Raw genomic sequence first — 20067 nt, 5'->3', positions numbered from 1 at the left:
AATGTTGATACGGTTAAGCGCATCAATAATGGTTTCAAAAAGTAAAAAAGCCATCCTGCATAGTGCGGACGGCTTTTTGAAAATTTTCAGGAGGATTACTTGATGATATCCCTAAGCGCTAACGCTTTGATGATAGCACGATACCTGTTGATATCTTTTTTGAATAAGTATGCCAGCAATCCGCGGCGTTTACCTACTAATTTTTGCAGTGATAACTGGGTTGAAAAATCATGTTTGTTTTTTTTCAGGTGACCGGTTAAATGTGCGATACGGGTGGTGAATAACGCTACCTGTCCTTCGGTTGAACCGGTGTCAGTTGCGCTTTTACCGTGTTTTGCAAAGATCTCTACCTTTGCTTCTTTACTTAAATACATTACGTGAATAATACTAAAGCGTGAATAATTCTATTAATTGTGGCGCAAAGATACAGTTATGCTTTAATATGTGCAAGGGCTGTTTGTGATGTTTTGGAGTGGATTTGAGTTGAAACATTGCGGCTAACAAGAGCGCATCGTTGTTGTCAAATCCTTTCTTTGCCAATTGATCCCATACATCGTCCAAGTGTTCCAGTGTATGATAAAACCTGTGCGGGTCGGAATACGGTTTTAATATATCTTTGCTCAAACCCAGCGCGATCACCTGTCTGTTTTGTTGTTAATACCCATTGCGTTTTAATTAAGATGTCATTTTTAAAACAAATAAACAGAAACTAAGTAAATCAATAATGAGCGAAAGAATCTACTCTACCTTCCAAACCGAACACCGCGTACGCCCCGATGATATTGACATGTTTCAACATGTGCACAATAGTAAGTATTTTGATTATGTACTTGCAGCCCGTTATGAGCAAATGGAAACCTGTTATGGAATGGCGATGGAAAAATTTATGGAACGCGGCTTTGGCTGGGTGGTACGCGCAGTATATATGGACTATAAACGGGCGTTGGTAATGGGGGATTACTTTCTAGTACGTACCGGCATCGAAAGTATCAACGATAAAGGTTGCCGGGTAAACTTTACCATTACCAATAAAGCTACTAAAAAGATCTGTTGCGATGGTTATTTTGACTACGTAATGATTGATATGGCAACCGGCCGGGGCACTAAAGTGCCAGCAGATGTAATTGAACATTACGGGATTTGATTTGATGAATTGGTCGACATTTAAATGTTAACCAATTATCCAAATTGAATGCATTCATTTTCCGTGGTTTGGCAACAAACAAAACCAAAGCTCAATTAGCTAAAAAAGCATCGCCACAGCAATCAACATCACTTACCAGCAATCCTTTTGAGCCATTTATGGTCTCGATCGTGTGGATGTATTTGGTAGTTTTAGTTTGCTGATCAAACGCCTCAGCAATCACCCGGATATTCAAATCTTCAACAGCAAAATCGACACTATCCTGAAGGCATAAGAAATGACGATTCTTCATAGGCATAAAATCGTCTGTATACCCCTGATCGTGCAGATCGATAACGCGCATGGTTAAAGCACTATTAAATTTCCGTGCGTTTTTTTTTAATGTATTCATTATTTGGCGAGTTTTAAGTTATTCTGGACGGGTAGGTATTTAAACAAATCAATTTGACCATTTATATACCTGCAACATAACCTAACAATATTTATACCAATAACTTACGCCAAAAAATTAAATAAAAATGAATGTAAAAAACACCAGCATTTAATCATAAAAATACCGATCCCCCCTATATACAAAGCTTCAAAAATAACACACAGACTTAATCTTTACCTGGCTCCTTCGATCAGGGCGCTATAAAAATCCGGAACGTTCAAACCGGCCGCCCTTACCTGCTGCGGTATCAGGCTGGCAGATGATTGTCCAGGAGTGGTATTTATTTCTATAAAATAGAATTCTTGTGTATCATCCAATAAAATAAAATCAACGCGCACCATACCCCGGCAATTAAGCCGCATATACACGTTAGTAACAATCTCCCCTATCTCGTGTATTTTTTCGGCAGGCAAATCGGCTGGGGTTATTTCTTCGGTAAAACCCGGACTATATTTGGCCTCATAATCAAAAAATTCTTTGGTAGTGATCAGTTCCGTGGCAGGCAGCACTACAATCTTGCCATTTAACCGTGCCAGGCCGATACTGAACTCTCTTCCTTTAATAAACTCTTCGACCAGGATCTGCGGATCTTCATGGAATGCTTTATCAAGGGCAGATTGCAAACCTGCTACATTGTGTACTTTACTCATGCCTACACTGCTGCCACCGTTGTTTGGTTTAATAAACAACGGAAATTTTAAATTAGCGGCAATGGTGGCAGTATCGTGCATGTCGCGCTGGTGAAGTTGCATTGATCTTGCAGTATTTAAGCCGTGGATGCCATGCACAATTGCTTTGGTATAGGCCTTATTCATGGTGATAGCAGAGGTAGTTGCATCACAGGTGTTATAAGGAATGCCGATCATATCAAAATAACCCTGCAACTTACCATCCTCACCCGGTGTGCCGTGAACGGTGATAAAAGCAAAATCGAAATTAACCAATTCTCCATTTAAAATGATACTAAAATCATTCTTATTTACTTCAACAGTTTCGCCATCATTACTATAGATCCAGTTGCCCCGGTTAATTAAAATTGTATACACCTTATATTTTTCAGCATTGAGATTGGCGGCAATATTTCTGGCGCTGTTAAGCGATACTTCATATTCGCCGGAATAACCGCCGGCTAAAAGGGCTACGTTGATACTATTCATGATCTTGATTTCAGATTTCGGACGTTAAAATTATAAATTAACTGTAAGCGCCCTAAAGTAACGGTAATTTAAAAATTAAGCTAATTGAAAATGCATTATGAACTTAAAGCTATACAAACAGCCGAAATTCAGCTGCTTCAAATCCAAGATTGAAAATCTGAAATCCGAAATTATTCCCTATGTTTGAATTTAATATCTGTAGAACAGGCATGAGTAAATTTGGTGACTATTTAAAAGCAAGGCAATTCAGAAATACTATCTTATTGGTTATTTGCACCATTGTCGGTATCGTTTTAATAGCCTTTTTTAGCCTTGGATATTACACCAGGCATGGTAGTGGAATACCTGTACCCAAATTAAAAGGATTACCAATAGACCGTGCCATGGCAGCGCTAAAAGAGCAGGGTTTTAATTATAAAATCGATTCGGTTTATGTAGCCGACCAGGAACCGGGAACCATTGTAGAGCAGGATCCGGATGCCGGGACAAATGTTAAAGAAGGCCGTACTATATATCTCACCATGGTTACCCAACAAGCACCAAATGTTGCCCTGCCGGATATTATTACCGAACAAAGCATTTACCGGGAGGCCGTGGCGACTTTATCAAACTATGGCTTAAAAGTTGGAGATACAACCTATAAAAGCGACATAGCCCGAGATCGTGTACTGGAAGTACGTTTCAACGGACAAGTAATTAAACCGGGCACCAAACTACCAAAAGGATCGCGGCTGAGCCTGGTATTAGGCAATGGCGAAGGTGCCAGCGAGGTTGATATACCCGAATTATTAAACCTTGACCTGGATGCCGCGAAATTCGCCATTAAAGGAGCAGGTTTAACTATTGGGACCATTACCTATGAAGGTAGTATTTCTGATTCTACTAACGTAATTGTAGTATCGCAATCGCCAATGAAATCAGATTCGCTTTCGCAAACCAGTATTGGCACCCGCATCAATTTAACCGTAACGCAGGGTAAAAAAACTGATGAGCCAAATTAACGCAGCCACCCTGAAGCAGCGTTTACAAAATGGCGAAACCTTAAACCTGCTGGATGTTAGAGAACCAATTGAATTCCACACTTCCAATATCGGGGGTATCAATATCCCCGTTGCAAAGCTTGTTACAGATATTAGGCATGTTACCTACAACAAAAACGATGAGATCATCGTTATTTGCACTGCGGGTATTCGCAGTGAAAATGCACAACGTATTTTAACTGATTTGGGTTACCTTAATATTTTAAACCTTAAGGGTGGACTAAGAGCTTTGCATAAATTAAACAATAAGTAAACACCATCTTCCATCATACAATCATGACAGAGCAGCAAAAGTCATCAGGCGGAACTTTTAAAAAATTCGTGATAGCCTTGGTGGCAATCGTCGTTATATCGCTGGCCGGCACGGGCATATTTTATTACTTGCGATATTTTGGGCCAAACGTAAGCGATAAACAAGAGTATCTATACATCCGCACTGGATCTACCTTTAAAGATGTTTACAAAACTATTGCCGATAAGGGAATTGTAAATGATACCAATTCATTTATTTCTTCTGCCGAAAGCATGAACTATATCAGCCGGGTTAAGCCTGGTAAATATAAATTAACATCCGGTATGAGCAACCGGAGTTTTATAAACATGCTAAAGTCGGGTAATCAGGAAGCGGTTACAGTAACCTTTCACAATCTTAGGCTTAAGGAACAATTTGCCGGCTACGTAGCCAAAAAACTGGAACCTGATTCCATCTCCGTACTTCGTTTGCTGGATTCCACCAAATTTGCGGAAGCTAATGGATTTACTACTGATAACATCTATACGGTATTTATTCCGAATTCTTACCAGTTTTACTGGAATATTACTCCTGAGAAATTCTTTAGCCGAATGCTGGCCAATTACCAAAAATTTTGGACTTCAGAGCGTAAAGCTAAAGCAGCAGCTCTTAATTTAAGTCCGGTGCAGGTATCTATATTAGCCTCGATAGTAGACGCGGAGGCTTTGCACGATGATGAAATGCCGGCCATTGCCGGTTTATACCTTAACCGGCTTCAAAAAGGAATGAAGCTACAAAGCGACCCTACCGTTATTTTTGCCATGAATGACTTTACGATAAAACGGGTGCTTAACAAATACCTGGTGAAAGATTCACCATATAATACTTACATGTACACTGGCCTCCCTCCAGGCCCGGTGATGATGCCATCTGTTAACGCCATCAATTCCGTACTTGATTATAAAAAAAGTGGCTACCTGTATATGTGCGCCAAAGAAGACTTCTCCGGCTACCATAATTTTGCCGATAACGAAGCCGAGCACAGGGTAAATGCCCGCAAATGGCAACAAGCGCTGAACGAAAGAAATATTAAGCGCTAATGTTTACCCACAATACCAAAATACGGGTTCGTTACGGAGAAACCGACCAGATGGGTTATATGTACTATGGCAACTATGCCGAGTTTTTCGAAGTAGGACGTGTGGAAATGCTCCGTAGCCTGGGCATGACCTATAGCGCTATGGAAGCATCGGGTATAATGATGCCGGTATTAGAACTGCATTGCAAGTATCATAAGCCAGCCCGATACGATGAAGAGATCACTGTAAAGGTAACGATGGCTAAAATGCCCGGTATTAAGATCCATTTCAGGTACGACCTTTACAATGAGAAAGATGAATTAATAAACGTTGGGGAAACCCTGCTGGTATTTGTAAATATGCAAACCAATAGGCCCTGTCTGCCGCCGCAGGAATTTATAGAAAAATTAAAGCCATATTTTGATTAATTTTATCCATAATGAAATGGGTACATCGCTTTCTGAACAACTTTAAGTTCTATCACTATATAACCGACTGGGCTAAATCTGTTTACATCCCCGGTTTCAGGCCGCTTCCTTTGTATACGGTTGTTGTTTTTTTCATAGAAGAGATCCAGCAAACATCGCTAACCAATCGCGCGGCAGCTTTGGCTTACAACTTCATGCTGGCTTTATTTCCTGCTATTATATTTTTATTTACGCTGATAGCATATATACCAGTCAAAAATTTTCAGGAATATTTGCTGAGCGTATTTTCGGTAATCATGCCCACTAATGCCTATCTGGCGTTTCAATCTACCATAGTAGATATTGTAAAAAAACAAAACGGTCAGTTGTTGTCGATTGGTTTTATCACAGCTCTTTACTTTGCTACCAATGGTGTGAGCAATCTTATGCAGGCTTTCAATAAGTCATCTTTGATATTAGAGACGCGTTCTTGGTTTAAAAGGCGCGTTGTAGCGCTTATACTTACCCTTGTGATCAGTATCTCATTACTGATAGCTATCGTGATCATGATAGCGGGCCAATCGGTTATAGGGTATGCGCAGCACCTTTTTCACAGTAAGTCGCAATTTTGGTTTTATCTGATTGCATTTTCACGGTGGATCATTATCCTCGTGATATTTTTCGTGAGCGTTTGCATCCTTTACCGCTACGGCCCGTCGAACAAACAAAAGTGGAAATTTATTAATCCCGGATCCATCCTGGCCACTTCCCTGGCTATTTTAACATCTATAGGATTCACCTATTACACCAACAATTTCTCATCATACAATAAGGTATACGGATCTATAGGCACATTAATCGTAGTGATGATCTATTTATACCTAAACTCGCTGATTTTGCTTATTGGGTTTGAATTAAATGCCAGTGTTGACCTTTCAAAACGCAATATTCGTATCGTAAAACCTCGATATAATAGCTTCCGCACCCCTAAAACCAAGGTACATCACCATTAAATATTTGCCTTACAGTACTTTACAAATACTTTAAAAAAAGTTAACATGAAGTTTGGCAATTCGGTCCGGATTTGTACTTTTGTCCCCGGAGAGCTGGCAGAGTGGTCGATTGCGGCAGTCTTGAAAACTGTTGAACTGTTAAAGGTTCCTGGGGTTCGAATCCCTAGCTCTCCGCACATGAAAAACGCAAAAGGCCTTCTACGCTATGTAGAGGGCTTTTTTGTGCTCGAGAAATTGGCTGGGTATCACAAATGGTATCACTTTCAATTAAAATAAGCAGGCTTTATAACTTCTTATGCAAATAATCGGATAACAGCTTAGTGAAAGGTAAGATCTATGAATTTCTTGCTGAACACTGTAATACTAAGGCTGGTGCTCAACGATGGCTTTGATAAATGGAAAAGTATCCGAACGGTGAGCAGAAATTTACTAGAAAACAAGTGCCTTTGATAGTAAGTTAAGAATACGAAATATCTTTGCTTTCAAATACATTTCTGTCAAAATTTGCTTAAACCAAGACAGCCTTTCACGCATGATTTAACGGTGCGATATCAGGTATTATCTAGGATAACTCTGAAGTGTAAATAAAGTAAACAACGGCAAAGAGTTAGTGTTGTCGAATAATTCTAGGCAATCTCTGGTATAATCATTTAAATATCAATTTAAAGATTATCTATTAAAGTGTTAAAAAAAGTTAATAAGATTGCACCTTACAAGTAATGTAAGAAATTAGGTGAAAAAATATATTATATTTATAACCGATCTGTTGATCTTCATATGATTAAGATCAAAAATATAAATTCAAAATGAATAAAGGCCGTAAGCTAACAATTCCAAGTCACCGGTTATTAGCATTTAAAAAGATCAGCGCTTTAAGTCAAGATGATTTGAAGAAGTTATTAGAAGGATTAAGGAAAGTGCCCAAGGGCGTTAATCGAAAACAATTCATTTCTTTTTTGTCTTCTAATGTACAAATAGATGAAATAGATATCATTTCTGATACAATTTTTAGTTTTGCTGGATTAATTTTTGATTCCGAACATAACGTCGATGAAATTAGTGCGGGATTAACCAATTCTTATTCAGCATTTGAAGAGGTTAAGGACGACCCATTTATCACGGAAAGCGTACTTGAGAGTTTGAAAGAAAACTTAAAATACATACTTTTAAGCGTTGATAGCTTAATGCCGTTTTTTCAAGCATTGGAGATCATCAATGATTCTGAGAGTGTCTTGACAGAGATGGAGATTGCAACCCGGATCAATCTGCTTAGTGAAGATATTTTAAGCAAATCCGTGCTCATCCTTCATAAACTAAAAATCAGTTACTCTTCTCGTGAATCCGAAGATAATTCCCAGTCAATTACTTTAGATCTTGAAGATTTAAAAAATCTGAAACGTCAAATCGATAGAGCTATTGAAAAAGAAGAGAACTTTATCGCAAATAATAAAGAGTTCAACCAAATTAGCGTAAGTGAATAATGAGAATTAGTTATCCAGAAAATTTTAGGTTATCACCAACGAAGGAAGAGCGTGCTTTAATTTCAGAAAATGAATATTACAATCGAGAATCTTCGTCTATTTATTCGGCTGATCCCTTCAAAATAAAGGGTTATCGCGTAGAAGAAACATCGTCTGACCAAACAGCGACAATAGACGATGATAATGTATTTCATTCCGCAAGAATTGATCAGCTGAACATTAACTTTTCTGATCGTCAATTTTCTTTAAATCCGAATCTTAAAGAGGTTTATGATGAAATTGAATATTCAAAAAGTATTTTAGATCTAAAAAAAGATTGGAATAATCAAAATGGAGAACCTATTTCAAAGCCCTTATATTTTAGTGCTATCGAATTTCTTGTCAACTACAGTAATTTGCTAGCGGCCAAAAATATTATCATTAGTGCACCCGAAATTAATCCCTGTAACGATGGTACAATCGACCTGTCATGGAGAACATTAAAGCACAGGTTATTAATAAATTTTAGAATTTCAAATCAAGAATTTTTAGGTATTTTCTATCGAGACGAATACAATAATAAAAATTCGAACAAGGGAAATCTAGTATTGCCTAATATCGATGAATCTTTTCTGGTATGGATGAAGAACCTAAAACTATAGAAGAAAACCCCTGGCATGAAGAAACAATCAATTCAGGTAGTATCTTATATCGTCAGTGTCATTTTGGTCAAAGACATCTAGTAGGCAAAAAAAGACGCCATCCAAATGAAGCTAATTTCAGTTTAGGAGTAGGCGAAGATGGTCTTTCGTTCGATTGGGATAAATATGTTTGTCCCGAAAAATGTAGTGTGATTAAGGGAATAACAACCAATAGGTCAGGGAATTTTTTCAATCATCAAGACTATAGTATTTTCAAATATCCTGTTGACGAATTAAAAAATGTTGAAGGTATTATAGGCTTTAAACATAATCCAGTTTTCAATGGAGCTCCAGCCAGCGTTGGTTTGCCAAATAATAAATCTCACACATTAGTATTTATTGACCGGTCGGATGAACATTATAATCAGGTAAGAATGAATCTAACAGATTTCCAGTCGTCAAACTACCCAGATTTAAAGTGCGAAATCGATACGGATGAAGTTAATAGAATAATTGATCAAATTATTCAAAGGCTAAACAATACTGAATATCATAATTTTTGGGAATTTACAAAAGATCAACTTATTTGAATCCTTCTAAATGTACTAATCGCGAATCCTCTATCCTATTCGCTTAAGTGTCCCCTGCAGAAGCATCCAAGGTTGATCATACCTAATTGCAGCAAGTCGAAAGTCGAAGCCGCACTCTAAGCTTCTGTACGCTAATACAGTCCTAAGCATTTTAATTAATAACCTGGCGGGAGATAAACCTTTTTTCTGGGTTTTTTGAAATATTCGTCTTGCATAATCCACTCGACATCCTTACGTTTAAAACGCAATGATCCACCAACTACGCTGCATCCAATGTCATGCTTGTGAGCATTTACCCAGGCGGTGCTGAACCCAGTATATACTGATACCTCCTTGACGGTCATGTAAGGCTTTTTAAGATCTATCAATTCTAGGTGCATAGCCTCTACATGTGCGCTCATCTGAGTTATCTTTTCAATGAGTTCAAGAATAGCCGGCGTTTCAAATAATGTTACTCCATTCATGTCTACAAAATTTAAATTTTTATAAAACTAAGAATCGTGGACCAACGTTTTCGGTTGCTTATATTTTTTATTTATAAATTGCAAATAATAATCCATGCCTAAATAAATGGATTTGCTAACCAGAATGTCACGGGTAGTATCGATCTGCTATTAACATTTAAAAATATATGTATTTGGAAAAATTTATTTCGCCATTGATAGGGCTAGCTTCAGGGGCCCTTGGCTACTTTGGTAGTTTGTGGATGGACAAAGAGTTTCTTAAATCCCCAAAGCTTATTTCAATTATTTCGCTGAACGATAAAACTAGCTTATATGCAGGAGGAGCTGTTGCAAAATCAACTTTTCAAGCTGAAGTATTGATCAGCAATCATTCTAAAAATAACGCTTATGGATTGAAAGTTTTGGAGCTTAATATGCCCGCTGACTACAGCCAAATTTTGTTAAATCAAGTTAAGATAAATGTGCCAATTACAGAAAGCAGTCCGATAACCATTAAGTTGGACGTAGATATTCCAAAACCATTAGTAGTAAACAGTCAGTTACAGTATAGCCTCAAAGCCGAATATTTTAACGAATTAAATAAACGGTATGAAACTAATTTCTGCGGTAAGATAAATATTATTAAAGGTAGGAACATCCTAATCGGATGGGGTAAACCACCAAAAGGACCTAATTACTGACCGGAGGCTTCAATCAAACATTTTTGAACGCATTCTTTAAAACGTAAGCAAACGAAAAATGCCCGGCTAATTAGCCAAGGCATTAATCGTGGGTTGGGGTGAGATTAATCAATAGTTATCGTTATACGTTTTTTTTGACAATTTAGTTGCCACAAAAAAGCCCCTCAAATTTTTAAGATCTGAAGGGCTACTATTGACTATTAGGCACCCTTGCCCTCAAGCCGACGCAAAGATAACTTTTTTAATCAGTGGTTAAAATATTTTCAATATTATGATCATGGTAAAGAATTACCTTATATTATCTTTGTGATTTACTTGTGAAACCAGCCAGATGGTTAAGCGGATCACTTTTTATTAAATATTATGTGCCAAAAAATACCTAGACTTGTAAAACCATGAAACTAAACCTTATCGCAACTTGCATTCTCTTATTCATTGTAACTTCTAAACTGCGTGCTCAATCTTTTAAAGAGGATCCTAATTTTGTAAAGCAGGCCCCTAACGCTAAGGGCTATATGCTCGACACCGTATCAGCTTCCAACTTGAGCAAGGACCAACTATACAGCAACGCGTTATCATTTCTTAGCAATAGTTTCAAAGACAGCCGGAATGTTATAGAATCTAAAGACCTTGAGCTTGGTGAGATATCCTTTAAGGGCAATATAAGAGGAGTATTTACCGTGAGTGACACCTCTAAAAATGGAAAAATTACTTCCCATCAGGAGCCAGTTATATTATTTTTTAAAAGCAACGTGTACTTGAAGAACAATAAGTTTAAGATTGTGGTAAGCTCTTTGGAGCGAACTTTCAGTGCAATATTGAGTACGTCCATCAAGTTGCCGGTGGATATTAACCGAATAGGCATTCAATACGATGAGGATAGAGTCGCTTCCAACTTGGCTTTAAAACTTATAAAAGACTTTTCGGCTTTTCTCAATAACAAGCCCGAGAATGATTTTTAAATCATACTACCGGGAAAAAAGCCCTCAAATATCTGCAAGGGTTTTAATTGATCAGGAAATTTAGCACGCACTACAAATTTATGAACTCTTCGTAGCAAATAACCCCGCCTAACTTAATAGGCAGGATTTAATTTATTATACCGGCGAGTTAATTATTCCGCTCCCCCTTCCGCAACTCGCGCATCTTATCGCGCATCAGAGATATGTATGCAGTAGCCTGGACGATAGCGTTCAAATTGGCAATAGCGCATCGCATGTCATCCGCGTCATGCTCTTCGCCTACAGTATTGGAGCTGATATTGTCTGCCGTGTAGGCCAGGTTTCGTATGATTTCATCGTGATCAAATCCGCCATCCAGTAAATGAGCATCGGCGCCTATTTCGATTAATCTATCGTTAGTTAAGCACATAGCACACCTCCTTCCAATATTTCGCTGCATACATCGAAAAAATCAGGGATCGTAGCGAATACATATTCACCCCTGGTCAACTCAACATTGCTTCTATCAGCGCTGGCAGTCGCTTCGATCCAGAACTGCAAAGCCTCGTTTAAGATATCTTCTGAGATAGAACCACTTTCATTAAGGAACTCGATAACGGCCGTACGTGTGTCCGTTCTATTATCAACCGGATGCGTAATACAATCAAACTGCCCGATTTTCCTAACCAGCGAGTTTAAGTTGGTGACAAAGAACACCATGCTTCCGATATCATGGTGATTTCTAAATAACCGATGGCGAGAGCCCCAAGCATGCTGCAGCTCGAACAGCGCCTCTTTAGCTTCATGCAATTGGTGACTTTCAAAGAAAACAGAAATTGCACTTACGATTCCCAAATTTTGATTTTTGTAATCCTGATTATTTGTCAAATCAGGATTTTGTTTTAATTTTGTCATTCGAATTTATTGATTAAGAGGTTAGTCAATTGATTGGCCGGGGCAGTAACTCCGGCCTTTCTTGTTTATTAATGGTTTGTTGTTATTTAAAAGATAATATTTTCAACCTTCGCACATCTCCAGTCATTTTGCTGTAGGTCAAAGTAAGTGAGCAGAGAGCTTTTAGGCTTCCGAGCGCCGCCTTTTGGGATTGGTACGTTTACCAGCGTGCCCACGGCTTCGCGGATAGATCCATCAACCTTCTTAAATGTAAAGTTGACCAACGCCCGGGTGGTAAGTGCAAGTTGTAGCTTAATTACTTTCCAGGCATGCGTTAACGCTTCAGAGAAACTATTGAACTGATCTACTATAGACCATGCAATATTGAAAAGGCGCTTTTTCATTATTTAACGTCCCCCTTTCCACGTAGTAAAGATGCTTGTAAAGCAGATAAGCCTTCAGGTGTACCGTTATTGCGCGGCATTATAGCAGTTAACTGTTTGGTGTAGGAAACGTTTGATTTTGTTACCTCTGATTTTTGAATTAGATTTGTCATTCGATAATTTGTTAATTTGTTAATCAATCGATTGGCTCCGTTCCCGCGGAGCCTTTCTTGTTTGTTATACAAATATACAATACATATTTGCATTTGCAAGTTTATTTGCAAATATTTAATGAATAATTGTAAATAGTTCTAACTTTGCGGAATGAATCAAAATCTAACTTCCTTATTCGCAGTTGTTAATGACAATAAAATATTACTTGTTGATACTAATCTGAAAATTTTTGTCGAACGGCTTAATGCCAACTTCCCGGGTACTAGAAATTATGATTGGTTTTATAGGGCTTTCAAGAAAAATGACAGATTTTCTCTTGTAATCGACGATAACGAATATTTTTTCCAAAAAGTCATTTAAGCAAAAGGCCAGGTGTTTAATCGCCGGCCGCTCTTGTAAAACGATACTGTGCTTAATTTGAATTACATTTGAAGATGGATTGGAAAAATCAAGGCCCTGAGTTTGATGATATGTTGTCGGACATTGCTAACATGCAAGCTGACTTCATACTCGAAAAAAATGCAAAAAATAATCTAGTAATGGTCAATGATTATCTGACCGCAATTAAAGAAAGAGTGCATTTGGAAGAACAAATTGGTAGCAATGAGATCACTAAGTCTCTCAAGTCTCTAGGATTCAGTTTTTATGAGTTGAAAGAAGCTTTTGAGTTACTAGTTAAAGAGGGTTACTAATCACCTGGTACGCTAAGTCAATGCTGGGTGCGTTCTGTTACTTAACAATAAGTTGTTGGAGTGGCTTTAAGAGGGTAAAAAATAGCTCAGAGGGTCGCCAAACAATTTTAACAATGAAGAAAAATAGACCATCCAGAATGATCTCCTCTGAGCCTTTTCAAATATAAATTATCTTGACAAAAATTATAAAACCTGTTTTCACAATTTTATGCAACAGGGGCAAATAATACCCTTCAGTCGTAACAATCGGTATTTTTCGTCTCCTCAGGATCAGGCCGATGGCTAGGATCTACTATAGCTTTTCTTAAATGACCCTCCAAGCGTTTAATATAAGCCTTCATCTCCAAATTATCATTTATATCTGGATGTAAATAACCTTCCTGATTAATGATGAAATCTACAGCTTCAATTTCGGTTTGTAATTTTTCAAAATGATCTGTGAGATTTTTGCCAAGATATAGGTCCGCGAGGATGTTCGCATAAGTGCTAACGCGGAACGAATCATCCATTTGTTTTTGATCCATGTTAGTTTTTGTTATTTGTAATTTAGCATTTTTTATACACGTAGACCACTACAGGATTAGACTTAAGTAAAGGATTTTAAAATAAATAGCCCCTTACAATCGCTGCTTGGGGCTATAACCTAAACCTAATCACAATGACAGCGATTGCTATCAAATATTATATCCGCATATTACGTAATAAATCTTGCTTATTAGAATAAATCGGTTTACGATCTATCCCCGACCAGTATTCCATTTACAAACTTCATTATCCTTATGCCGCTGCTGGCAGTATAAAATATATCACCTGTATACCCTTGAGAAACGGTTGTGGTTGATCCTGAATGCTGAATAGTCTGTACGCCACCATCTATTAAAACCTGCCCGACAAAGTGCCCGGCGATGTCACCTAATGAGCTTGTAGATCCGTATGCCCTGGCATAAAGGGCCTTGTTGAGAGATGCTCCAGGCTTAGTGCTCACAAAAACCCCCGTTGAGTTGTCTTGCCCGGTTCCATCGGTACCAATGTAAGCCTGTGCAATAATCGACCCGCCGGAATTCCTTTTGATTGTCTTTATATAAACATTTTGTGTACCATCAGTGGAAAGTCCTGTGTTATCGATATCCCAATTTGCTATTCTACCACTTGTTGAAAACATTCTACCGTCATCGGTAACCCTAAAAGGGGCAGTTTCCCGGTCGGCATAAACAGCACCGGCCCAAAAACGAATACTGTTATCTCCTTCATCAGTGACGCCGGTCACCCCCGCGTTAATGTGAACGGCATCACCTACTATAAGGGTGCCGGTTGCAGCAATATTACTTTCTAAAACGAATGATGCATTATCAAGACAGGCATAGTCAATCACGCTACCAATTGTATTACTAATGGTAGAGGCATAAACGATCGATTCCTTTATTGCCTGTTCGTGATCGCCCCCACCTATAGCATCTAAGAAAAACCTGCTTACATTTTCGGCGGTTTCAATATTTGGAGATGCGATCAATCTCATTATGGCATTATCTGTACCTACTAGCGTATATTGTTGATCGTGTTCTGTATCTCTTGCATAGATAAAAGCCTTTCCGTCATGGTGTCCCGCAAGAACAAACATGCAATCACCTTGAATTTTACCAAAACCAAAGGACCTTTTCACCTCAAATTTAGATACTATATCTACCAAAGACTTAGTGTCCAGGTAGCTTAACCCAAGTAACAAATTAGCAAGCTCAAGCCCGTTATTTACATTGCCGTTAATTGCATAGTAAAGGTCAGACTTGATTTTAAATAGCTTCACGAACTCTTCCGGCTGCTCCTTACCTGACATACTAACTTGCTTGCGGTCGGTGCCAATGTGTACAGTGTTTTTAGAGTGATCTATACTGGCGATAATTATGCTCATAGTTTTGTTATTTTGCTTTAAGTATTTTGATAAATTGTGGCTCTATGGTTCTTAGGTACCTATTATTAAATTAAAATGTAATTACCTACTGCATCGATAGCCTGTACTCTAACTGGAGTTTTACCGGATAATACAATGGTTGCGGCCCCGTCTATTGAGGTACCAGATAATGTAATTGTACCTGATCCGCTATTTTTGATCACAAATAATGTGTTTACAGGCGCAATGGGTAGAGGCTGAGTAAAAGTTCCGCTTACAACATTGATGGTATAGTCAGACAGCGGATTAAGTGTTGTAGCTGAAGAAATTGCCCTTATACCCAGTTTTAACGATTTGAAGTTCAGATAACCAGCCCCGGTAAAATTACCAAGGTTATCGCCCTCAAACATAATGTTATTGTTCACCCTGTATCTAAAAAGATCCTTTGTTCCCGAACCAACCGCTGCTTCTGTGATGTCGATAGAATGACCAATATACCCTCCGTTTCCCGATTGATTGGTTGTAGCCTTTACCAGAGATACAGTTTGCGCAATAGAATTTGAGGTTAATGATGCTGAATAAATACCATGTATAACCCCGATTCCTGAGCCAGATCTTTCGAATTCAAAAGCTCCACCGGTACCGGGTCCGCCGCTTGTGCTTTGGGTAAACTTGGATACACCGACAGTTGTTATCAAGTCTGCTATTGTCCATGGAGAGGTAAACAATCCCGTAATATTGGTAAACGTAACAGTATCGCGGTTGGTTAGATCAAGGTCAACGTATATTGGAGACAATCCAACAAACACCTTCATGTCATCAAAGTTAATCGTGCCCGTGGTGGCTGCGTTCACACTGCTACCAAACGCTGCACGTATTTCATTAGCGAATGAAAACGATATGATCTCCGAGCTTTTCAAAGAAGCGTTCATATCTGGCTTTAATATTACCGTGTATTTATTGTACCCGGGCATTACCGACACGAAGCTTGTTATTCCATTTCTAACGATATTGATAATTCCAATATCAGTAGACTTCGCATAGAATGACACCCTTAGCGTTTTATTGATAAGTGAGTTATTTGAATTACCCACGGCAAGAACAAGCTTATTACTTGCATCAACTATTGAGACATCTACCGAAGTGCCACCATTGAAACCGTTTGCGCCGGCCGTTAAATTTAATCCGGTATAGCTTGTGATGGTAGATAATCCGGAAGTTAAAGAGTTTAGCGGGTTTGTTACCTGGTATCCGTTTTTATCCAGCATCAAGCTAGAGAATATTGATTTTACCTCACTGTCAGATAGGGTATCAATAAAATATCTAAACCTCTTGCAGCTATAAGATGTCAACGTATTGGCAACGCCGCCCAGGTACGTTTTAATTGTTCCGCCTGAAGCGATATCAACATTAGGTGATGAAGAACTTACAGGAACTAATTTAACTGAATTTACATAAACAGACCATACATAGGCCATATCCCGCATCACCACTAAATCGATTGGTGTACTACTTGGAAGAATATTGTTTGCCGAGGTATAAACGCTTGATCCGCCTACAAGTATTACTACTGAGTTATTTACTGTCCGTTTTATTGTTAGCCGGCCAGTATCTGTTGCCGGGGAATCGGTTTGCTCAAACAAAACAACTTCATTGTTGCTATTGTCAAAATATACATCACCAAAGTATAAAGCGAAGTCTTTATGGGTGATCATTGGGTTTGCCTGAGTAATACTGGTTGATCCAACCCCAAATGTGTATCCACGCCTGTTTTTAAGGTTGTAATCAACCGCCCGCTGCCGCCATACATAAGTATTGTCAGTAACATTTGAATACATATTTTGGTTATCAGATGTACCTACAAAATCATCAAAGACATCGATCTGCTTTGCGCCCCAGATTGAAATATCTGAAAAAGTATTACGGCCCGAGTATTTATCAATGTTTATTGAGACAGTTAATTTATCAAAAGCCGTAGCCTGGTACCTGTTAGTGATCGCACCTGAAAAGTTATTATATGAGGCGCCGTACTCAAGAGAAAGCCCCACAATAGAACCAAGCGACACACTTCCCTTTGTTATAGATAATGCGCTAAAAGAGTTGAGGTAAGCGCCTCTTAATTGTATGCCGGTGTCGTAAATATCCTCAACCTTAATGCTAGCGAAAGTGTTGTTATATGAATTGCGACCGATGAGGGCTAAAACAGATTGCGGAGATTGAACTGACACGTTGGTAATTCCTGTCACTGCCGCAACGGGCACCGACCAGATACTATTCTTGTAGTTGTAGTAAGAGCTTGCTAATCTAAAGGTGGTATTGCTCACCCATTTTATAAAGTACGCTTCAGAAGGGTTGAAAGCGTTCCTTACGTTAACAGATGAAGCAGCATCGATATTTATAGTGACTGGCAGCTTATTCATATTGTTCCCAATAGAATTGTTAACCATCTTTAAATTAGTGATCGTAAAAATATCATTACCCGGCACCGCGCCCGCTATGAATTTTATTTTAACAGGGTTTGTTAAAGTGGCCGAACTTGGGTTGTAAGTGAATGTTATAGTAAAGTTATTGCTTGCTCCTCTGTTTGGCACATTAACGCCATAGCTTTGACTTTCGTTACCTGGAATAAAACTTACTACCCTACTAGCATTAACCGATGCGGCATCCATATTGATGTTACCGGTAATTGTATAACTATCGCCTACATTTAAGCTGGGAAGATCTGTAACTATTTTATAGTCCGCGGTATTTGCTGCGGTAACGGATATTGCTTTAGTGGTTTTATCAAAGACAAAGCTTCCGCTACCGGTATTATAAGCCCACCCTGGAGTATCTGATAATACATTAGGGGCCACAGTAGTAAACAAACCCGAACTATCAATAGCGGTTACCGGAAAGGATGAATATAAAGAGCCCTGGTATGGTGATAGATATATCTTGCTATTAGCATTCATACCGTTGCTCTGCTGAACTGCTAAATATGGCGAAAGCAGCCTGTTACCAGTAAACTCGTCATTTAAAAAGTTATAATCCGCGTTACTGATTGATGAAAAGCAGTTTATATTACAATTTGAAATGTCAAAGTTATTGCAATCGAAAACATTCAACCCGTATTGGCCAGTGTTTAAGATCCTGCAGTTGTCAATCTTAAAGCCCCAGCACTCCTTTATCTCAAGTCCGATCAAAGCCTTGTACAGTCCGTCAAAGACAATATTTTTTATTACCAGGTTGGGGTTAGACTTTGCCGTTAAACTCTCTTCACCGCTTTGTCCAGGGTAACTACCGTCACTAAGATAGCTACACATGATCTGGCCAGCAGCGCTGCAGGTAAAACGGGTTGATATATCAACATTGCCGCTGTTTGAAGGATACAAAGCAGATCCCACAAGCGATACATTCCTTTTTAAATCAATGTGTGTGATAAGGTATGTTAATGGCCTAAACATAACAGCTGTTATGTTGTTAGCATTTGCATAGTTGATGGCATTTTGAATCGCGGTGGTGTCGTTGGTAGAACCGTCTCCTTTTGCACCAAACCATTCAACTAATACTTGAGATTTATCGAAAATTCGTTTAAACCTACTTGAGCCGGAAACAATTACTGTACCGGTATTATCTATGCTTGTGCTATCTGAAGGATCGTAATACCACTGGCCGCCTCCAAAATCTGTAACCTGATAAATATTGTCTGATTGCGGGTTAACAATGGATCTTAATCCAGCGATTGAGGTATTTAAAGAGTTTGATTTTCTTGATATACCCGACGCTGTAAGGTCAGCCCCCGGCCACCAATAGTCGTCTGTTTTTGAGCCATTGATAATACCTATTACTCTTGATGATCTCATCGACTGAGGTATTTTAGCTATCGCATCATCAATACTGGTGTACGGTCCGTACCAATAATCTATATTACCAGATACCGTGGACCTGAAGCTGCCGGGAAATTCGAATTTATTATCAGACATTTTGAAATATTATTTTGTGGGAATGATTAGTTAGATAAGTCACGTTTTGAGATAATGTATATAGCTTGTAAGATTGACCGTCAACAGTTATTGGCGAATAGGTGTAATTTAATGTTACCCCCTCTTCAAGATCGGTAACCGACACAACAGCGCGGCTAACTGGTATTGCAAAAGTGAAGTTAGTATATGCCGTTCCTGTATTTAAAGTAAAAGTGTCGCTACTTATTGATTGATGGCTTGGTAACGCAAGAACATCTGCCGATGTAACCGGTACAGTTGGAGATGGTCCATAATGAACATTTGCATTTGCTGAACCGTCATCATCTTTAAACGGCACATCCTGTTTAACTTCATCAAACTGCCAAGTGAAACTGGCTAATATTTTACTGCTGTCCAGGTTAGTTAGCCTATGCCAAGCAAGATCACCATCTTTTAGCCTGGCATTTACTTTATAGCTTGATTCAATCTGGGTTAGGGTAACATAGTTTTGGTGTAGTAATCCGCTAATGATAGATTTGGTTGAATAGTATTCTTCTAATGAGTTCGCGGTTAATGTGCCTTTAAGCGTCAACACTTTTGGCTTTATGTATGCCGGGGCCGCCAGATCAAATTCGATAAAACCATTACCCCAATCCTTCGAAAACACGGGCATGGTTCCGCTAGGGCCTTCAAATGAATCAGCGGTTGCCCTGTCCTGATCTATTATAATACCTAACGCGCTTTGTAGATCATACCCATTGATTTTATATCCGGCCATGTTGTATTGTAAATTTACTCCACCTATAATTGGTAT

Annotated in this window: 27 protein-coding genes; 14 read left to right on the top strand and 13 right to left on the bottom strand. The window is 38.7% G+C overall.

Annotated elements, in window-relative coordinates; translation table 11 throughout:
* Window positions 1-95: 95 nt before the first annotated feature.
* A complete protein-coding gene (locus tag A0256_13765; GenBank protein ID AMR32415.1) occupies window positions 96-374 on the bottom strand; it encodes a 30S ribosomal protein S15 in 279 nt (92 codons plus the stop codon).
* 13 nt (window positions 375-387) lie between these two features.
* On the bottom strand, window positions 388-639 hold the full coding sequence (locus A0256_13760; GenBank protein ID AMR32414.1) for a hypothetical protein: 252 nt from the start codon (window positions 637-639) through the stop codon (window positions 388-390).
* 85 nt (window positions 640-724) lie between these two features.
* On the opposite strand from A0256_13760, the gene A0256_13755 reads away from it, so the two are divergent.
* Window positions 725-1144 carry a thioesterase gene (locus tag A0256_13755; protein ID AMR32413.1) on the top strand — a complete coding sequence of 140 codons (420 nt, stop codon included), beginning with the start codon at window positions 725-727 and terminating at the stop codon, window positions 1142-1144.
* Between the two features lie 91 nt (window positions 1145-1235).
* Here the strand turns inward: A0256_13755 and A0256_13750 are convergent, their stop codons facing one another.
* Both A0256_13750 and A0256_13745 read right to left on the bottom strand, forming a co-directional pair.
* Window positions 1236-1535 (bottom strand): hypothetical protein, encoded by a 300-nt coding sequence (locus tag A0256_13750; protein ID AMR32412.1) that lies wholly within the window; start codon window positions 1533-1535, stop codon window positions 1236-1238.
* A 215-nt stretch (window positions 1536-1750) separates the two neighbouring features.
* Window positions 1751-2734: a D-alanine--D-alanine ligase gene (locus A0256_13745; GenBank protein AMR32411.1), complete on the bottom strand. Its 984-nt coding sequence runs from the start codon at window positions 2732-2734 to the stop codon at window positions 1751-1753.
* A gap of 209 nt (window positions 2735-2943) precedes the next feature.
* On the opposite strand from A0256_13745, the gene A0256_13740 reads away from it, so the two are divergent.
* The 9 genes from A0256_13740 to A0256_13700 all read left to right on the top strand — a co-directional run bounded on the left by A0256_13740 (window position 2944) and on the right by A0256_13700 (window position 9196).
* A complete protein-coding gene (locus A0256_13740; GenBank protein AMR32410.1) occupies window positions 2944-3735 on the top strand; it encodes a serine/threonine protein kinase in 792 nt (263 codons plus the stop codon).
* Window positions 3722-4027: a rhodanese gene (locus tag A0256_13735; GenBank protein AMR32409.1), complete on the top strand. Its 306-nt coding sequence runs from the start codon at window positions 3722-3724 to the stop codon at window positions 4025-4027. Before A0256_13740 ends, A0256_13735 begins: the two co-directional genes overlap by 14 nt.
* 23 nt (window positions 4028-4050) lie before the next feature.
* The gene (locus A0256_13730; protein AMR32408.1) at window positions 4051-5106 is read left to right on the top strand and encodes an aminodeoxychorismate lyase; all 1056 of its coding nucleotides are present in this window, start codon (window positions 4051-4053) and stop codon (window positions 5104-5106) included.
* On the top strand, window positions 5106-5513 hold the full coding sequence (locus A0256_13725; protein AMR32407.1) for a thioesterase: 408 nt from the start codon (window positions 5106-5108) through the stop codon (window positions 5511-5513). The genes A0256_13730 and A0256_13725 overlap by 1 nt, the downstream gene beginning before the upstream one ends.
* An 11-nt stretch (window positions 5514-5524) precedes the next feature.
* Window positions 5525-6505, top strand: a complete 981-nt coding sequence (locus A0256_13720) for a ribonuclease BN (GenBank protein ID AMR32406.1) — start codon at window positions 5525-5527, stop codon at window positions 6503-6505.
* Between the two features lie 45 nt (window positions 6506-6550).
* On the top strand, window positions 6551-6781 hold the full coding sequence (locus A0256_13715) for a hypothetical protein (GenBank protein ID AMR32405.1): 231 nt from the start codon (window positions 6551-6553) through the stop codon (window positions 6779-6781).
* Between the two features lie 530 nt (window positions 6782-7311).
* The gene (locus tag A0256_13710) at window positions 7312-7986 is read left to right on the top strand and encodes a hypothetical protein (GenBank protein ID AMR32404.1); all 675 of its coding nucleotides are present in this window, start codon (window positions 7312-7314) and stop codon (window positions 7984-7986) included.
* Window positions 7986-8627, top strand: coding sequence for a hypothetical protein (locus A0256_13705; protein ID AMR32403.1), 642 nt, complete (start codon window positions 7986-7988; stop codon window positions 8625-8627). The genes A0256_13710 and A0256_13705 overlap by 1 nt, the downstream gene beginning before the upstream one ends.
* The gene (locus tag A0256_13700) at window positions 8603-9196 is read left to right on the top strand and encodes a hypothetical protein (GenBank protein AMR32402.1); all 594 of its coding nucleotides are present in this window, start codon (window positions 8603-8605) and stop codon (window positions 9194-9196) included. The genes A0256_13705 and A0256_13700 overlap by 25 nt, the downstream gene beginning before the upstream one ends.
* A 155-nt stretch (window positions 9197-9351) precedes the next feature.
* Here A0256_13700 and A0256_13695 read toward each other — a convergent pair whose 3' ends face one another.
* The gene (locus A0256_13695) at window positions 9352-9660 is read right to left on the bottom strand and encodes a hypothetical protein (protein ID AMR32401.1); all 309 of its coding nucleotides are present in this window, start codon (window positions 9658-9660) and stop codon (window positions 9352-9354) included.
* Window positions 9661-9827: 167 nt separating this feature from the next.
* Here A0256_13695 and A0256_13690 point away from each other — a divergent pair, with 167 nt between their 5' ends.
* Both A0256_13690 and A0256_13685 read left to right on the top strand, forming a co-directional pair.
* Window positions 9828-10340 carry a hypothetical protein gene (locus A0256_13690; GenBank protein AMR32400.1) on the top strand — a complete coding sequence of 171 codons (513 nt, stop codon included), beginning with the start codon at window positions 9828-9830 and terminating at the stop codon, window positions 10338-10340.
* Between the two features lie 395 nt (window positions 10341-10735).
* Window positions 10736-11302 carry a hypothetical protein gene (locus A0256_13685; GenBank protein ID AMR32399.1) on the top strand — a complete coding sequence of 189 codons (567 nt, stop codon included), beginning with the start codon at window positions 10736-10738 and terminating at the stop codon, window positions 11300-11302.
* A 148-nt stretch (window positions 11303-11450) separates the two neighbouring features.
* Here the strand turns inward: A0256_13685 and A0256_13680 are convergent, their stop codons facing one another.
* The 4 genes from A0256_13680 to A0256_13665 form a co-directional block, all read right to left on the bottom strand.
* Entirely contained in the window at window positions 11451-11711 is a 261-nt protein-coding gene (locus tag A0256_13680) for a hypothetical protein (protein ID AMR32398.1), read from the bottom strand.
* Window positions 11702-12196, bottom strand: coding sequence for a hypothetical protein (locus A0256_13675; protein AMR32397.1), 495 nt, complete (start codon window positions 12194-12196; stop codon window positions 11702-11704). Before A0256_13675 ends, A0256_13680 begins: the two co-directional genes overlap by 10 nt.
* Window positions 12197-12282: 86 nt before the next feature.
* Complete coding sequence (locus A0256_13670) at window positions 12283-12579, bottom strand: hypothetical protein (GenBank protein ID AMR32396.1); 297 nt, start codon at window positions 12577-12579, stop codon at window positions 12283-12285.
* Window positions 12579-12824, bottom strand: a complete 246-nt coding sequence (locus A0256_13665; protein AMR32395.1) for a hypothetical protein — start codon at window positions 12822-12824, stop codon at window positions 12579-12581. The genes A0256_13670 and A0256_13665 overlap by 1 nt, the downstream gene beginning before the upstream one ends.
* Before the next feature lie 58 nt (window positions 12825-12882).
* Between A0256_13665 and A0256_13660 the strand changes: the two genes are divergently transcribed.
* Both A0256_13660 and A0256_13655 read left to right on the top strand, forming a co-directional pair.
* Window positions 12883-13092 (top strand): hypothetical protein, encoded by a 210-nt coding sequence (locus A0256_13660; GenBank protein AMR32394.1) that lies wholly within the window; start codon window positions 12883-12885, stop codon window positions 13090-13092.
* Window positions 13093-13166: 74 nt separating this feature from the next.
* Window positions 13167-13424 (top strand): hypothetical protein, encoded by a 258-nt coding sequence (locus A0256_13655; GenBank protein ID AMR32393.1) that lies wholly within the window; start codon window positions 13167-13169, stop codon window positions 13422-13424.
* A gap of 233 nt (window positions 13425-13657) precedes the next feature.
* On the opposite strand, the gene A0256_13650 is transcribed toward A0256_13655, so the two are convergent.
* From A0256_13650 to A0256_13635, 4 genes are all read right to left on the bottom strand, one after another.
* Complete coding sequence (locus A0256_13650) at window positions 13658-13948, bottom strand: hypothetical protein (GenBank protein AMR32392.1); 291 nt, start codon at window positions 13946-13948, stop codon at window positions 13658-13660.
* Window positions 13949-14154: 206 nt separating this feature from the next.
* Window positions 14155-15330, bottom strand: coding sequence for a hypothetical protein (locus tag A0256_13645; GenBank protein AMR32391.1), 1176 nt, complete (start codon window positions 15328-15330; stop codon window positions 14155-14157).
* A 65-nt stretch (window positions 15331-15395) separates the two neighbouring features.
* The gene (locus A0256_13640) at window positions 15396-19274 is read right to left on the bottom strand and encodes a hypothetical protein (GenBank protein ID AMR32390.1); all 3879 of its coding nucleotides are present in this window, start codon (window positions 19272-19274) and stop codon (window positions 15396-15398) included.
* Window positions 19267-20031, bottom strand: a complete 765-nt coding sequence (locus A0256_13635) for a hypothetical protein (protein AMR32389.1) — start codon at window positions 20029-20031, stop codon at window positions 19267-19269. The genes A0256_13640 and A0256_13635 overlap by 8 nt, the downstream gene beginning before the upstream one ends.
* Between the last annotated feature and the right edge of the window lie 36 nt (window positions 20032-20067).

The sequence above is a fragment of the Mucilaginibacter sp. PAMC 26640 genome (assembly GCA_001596135.1).
Taxonomy (GTDB): domain Bacteria; phylum Bacteroidota; class Bacteroidia; order Sphingobacteriales; family Sphingobacteriaceae; genus Mucilaginibacter.
The sequence above is the reverse complement of the archived record's forward strand: the minus strand, read 5'-3'. Positions and strand labels throughout refer to the sequence as shown.

Bases quoted from the DNA above. Each gene is read 5' to 3' on its own strand.
- A0256_13635 (AMR32389.1), bottom strand. From the start codon at position 20,031: ATGGCCGGATATAAAATCAATGGGTATGATCTACAAAGCGCGTTAGGT.
- A0256_13660 (AMR32394.1), top strand. From the start codon at position 12,883: ATGAATCAAAATCTAACTTCCTTATTCGCAGTTGTTAATGACAATAAA.
- A0256_13665 (AMR32395.1), bottom strand. From the start codon at position 12,824: ATGCAAATATGTATTGTATATTTGTATAACAAACAAGAAAGGCTCCGC.
- A0256_13675 (AMR32397.1), bottom strand. From the start codon at position 12,196: ATGACAAAATTAAAACAAAATCCTGATTTGACAAATAATCAGGATTAC.
- A0256_13645 (AMR32391.1), bottom strand. From the start codon at position 15,330: ATGAGCATAATTATCGCCAGTATAGATCACTCTAAAAACACTGTACAC.
- A0256_13740 (AMR32410.1), top strand. From the start codon at position 2,944: ATGAGTAAATTTGGTGACTATTTAAAAGCAAGGCAATTCAGAAATACT.
- A0256_13640 (AMR32390.1), bottom strand. From the start codon at position 19,274: ATGTCTGATAATAAATTCGAATTTCCCGGCAGCTTCAGGTCCACGGTA.
- A0256_13715 (AMR32405.1), top strand. From the start codon at position 6,551: ATGAAGTTTGGCAATTCGGTCCGGATTTGTACTTTTGTCCCCGGAGAG.
- A0256_13745 (AMR32411.1), bottom strand. From the start codon at position 2,734: ATGAATAGTATCAACGTAGCCCTTTTAGCCGGCGGTTATTCCGGCGAA.
- A0256_13720 (AMR32406.1), top strand. From the start codon at position 5,525: ATGAAATGGGTACATCGCTTTCTGAACAACTTTAAGTTCTATCACTAT.
- A0256_13690 (AMR32400.1), top strand. From the start codon at position 9,828: ATGTATTTGGAAAAATTTATTTCGCCATTGATAGGGCTAGCTTCAGGG.
- A0256_13670 (AMR32396.1), bottom strand. From the start codon at position 12,579: ATGAAAAAGCGCCTTTTCAATATTGCATGGTCTATAGTAGATCAGTTC.
- A0256_13695 (AMR32401.1), bottom strand. From the start codon at position 9,660: ATGAATGGAGTAACATTATTTGAAACGCCGGCTATTCTTGAACTCATT.
- A0256_13765 (AMR32415.1), bottom strand. From the start codon at position 374: ATGTATTTAAGTAAAGAAGCAAAGGTAGAGATCTTTGCAAAACACGGT.
- A0256_13750 (AMR32412.1), bottom strand. From the start codon at position 1,535: ATGAATACATTAAAAAAAAACGCACGGAAATTTAATAGTGCTTTAACC.
- A0256_13710 (AMR32404.1), top strand. From the start codon at position 7,312: ATGAATAAAGGCCGTAAGCTAACAATTCCAAGTCACCGGTTATTAGCA.
- A0256_13650 (AMR32392.1), bottom strand. From the start codon at position 13,948: ATGGATCAAAAACAAATGGATGATTCGTTCCGCGTTAGCACTTATGCG.
- A0256_13655 (AMR32393.1), top strand. From the start codon at position 13,167: ATGGATTGGAAAAATCAAGGCCCTGAGTTTGATGATATGTTGTCGGAC.
- A0256_13685 (AMR32399.1), top strand. From the start codon at position 10,736: ATGAAACTAAACCTTATCGCAACTTGCATTCTCTTATTCATTGTAACT.
- A0256_13755 (AMR32413.1), top strand. From the start codon at position 725: ATGAGCGAAAGAATCTACTCTACCTTCCAAACCGAACACCGCGTACGC.
- A0256_13725 (AMR32407.1), top strand. From the start codon at position 5,106: ATGTTTACCCACAATACCAAAATACGGGTTCGTTACGGAGAAACCGAC.
- A0256_13735 (AMR32409.1), top strand. From the start codon at position 3,722: ATGAGCCAAATTAACGCAGCCACCCTGAAGCAGCGTTTACAAAATGGC.
- A0256_13700 (AMR32402.1), top strand. From the start codon at position 8,603: ATGGATGAAGAACCTAAAACTATAGAAGAAAACCCCTGGCATGAAGAA.
- A0256_13705 (AMR32403.1), top strand. From the start codon at position 7,986: ATGAGAATTAGTTATCCAGAAAATTTTAGGTTATCACCAACGAAGGAA.
- A0256_13680 (AMR32398.1), bottom strand. From the start codon at position 11,711: ATGTGCTTAACTAACGATAGATTAATCGAAATAGGCGCCGATGCTCAT.
- A0256_13730 (AMR32408.1), top strand. From the start codon at position 4,051: ATGACAGAGCAGCAAAAGTCATCAGGCGGAACTTTTAAAAAATTCGTG.